Origin of the sequence: Streptomyces albireticuli, from assembly GCF_021228125.1 — a bacterium.
Taxonomy (GTDB): Bacteria; Actinomycetota; Actinomycetes; order Streptomycetales; family Streptomycetaceae; genus Streptomyces; species Streptomyces albireticuli.
This window is the reverse complement of sequence record NZ_JAJQQS010000096.1, coordinates 1-782: the sequence shown is the minus strand read 5'-3', so window position 1 is coordinate 782 and position 782 is coordinate 1. Positions and strand designations below refer to the sequence as shown.

Annotated in this window: 2 protein-coding genes; both read left to right on the top strand. The window is 63.4% G+C overall.

Annotated features, from left to right (window positions below):
- A partial coding sequence (locus tag LUZ64_RS38065) for a hypothetical protein (RefSeq protein WP_372472116.1) occupies positions 1–181 on the top strand: 181 nt, incomplete at its 5' end.
- A 72-nt stretch (positions 182–253) separates the two neighbouring features.
- Positions 254–445 (top strand): transposase, encoded by a 192-nt coding sequence (locus tag LUZ64_RS36760; protein WP_232390656.1) that lies wholly within the window; start codon positions 254–256, stop codon positions 443–445.
- Positions 446–782 lie beyond the last annotated feature (337 nt).

Sequence of the window (782 nt, the reverse complement as noted above, 5' to 3'; positions counted from 1 at the left end):
CGCACCCTCCCCCCGCAGCACGGCCACCAGCCTTACCGAACCGCCGCGCGCCCAGCCCCGTGAACGGCACTACCCAGGACCGCCCCGACGCCATGATCACACCACCCACACCACCACCCACACCAACACCAACACCAACACCAACGTGCCACACCACCAGCAGCTACGGAACAACCCTTAGCGCTCGATTTGGGCTTAATCCGCTTTGACAGATATCCGCGTTCAGAGATTCAGCTCCGGGAGGGTGTCCATCATGACGAGCCTCAGGCCTTGCTGCTCGTTCACGCCGGAGTTCAAGGCTGAGATCGTCGAGCTGTGCCCATGGGCTGGCCACTCGATCGGTCAGATCGCCAAGGGCTTCGACCTGATCGCGACCGCGATGCGGCACTGGGTGAAGCGGGCTAGAGGTCAGCGCGGTCGACCGACAGGGGCTGACCAGCAGTGAACGTGAGGAACTGGCCGCGTTGCGGCGGGAGAACCGCCAGCTGCGAGGGGCGTCGACATCCTCAAGCGGAACACGACTTCTTCGCGAAGGAGACCCGGTGACGGCGACCCGTTCATTCGGGCGGAGAAGCAGAGAGGCCACAACGTCACATGGGCATGTAAACCACTCAAGGCCGCACCGCCTTCCACGCTGCCGTACTGGGCGCCCCTTGACGTCGTTTCTTTTGGCTGTCAGAGCGGCATGAGAGCCTCCTGACATGAGCTATGACCTTGCTGTCTGGGAAGGCGAGAGGCCGGCGGATGACAAGACCGCGGGCCGGGTCTTCAACGACCTGTAC

Coding starts and splice junctions, on each gene's coding strand:
- LUZ64_RS36760 (WP_232390656.1), top strand. CDS start 254: ATGACGAGCCTCAGGCCTTGCTGCTCGTTCACGCCGGAGTTCAAGGCT.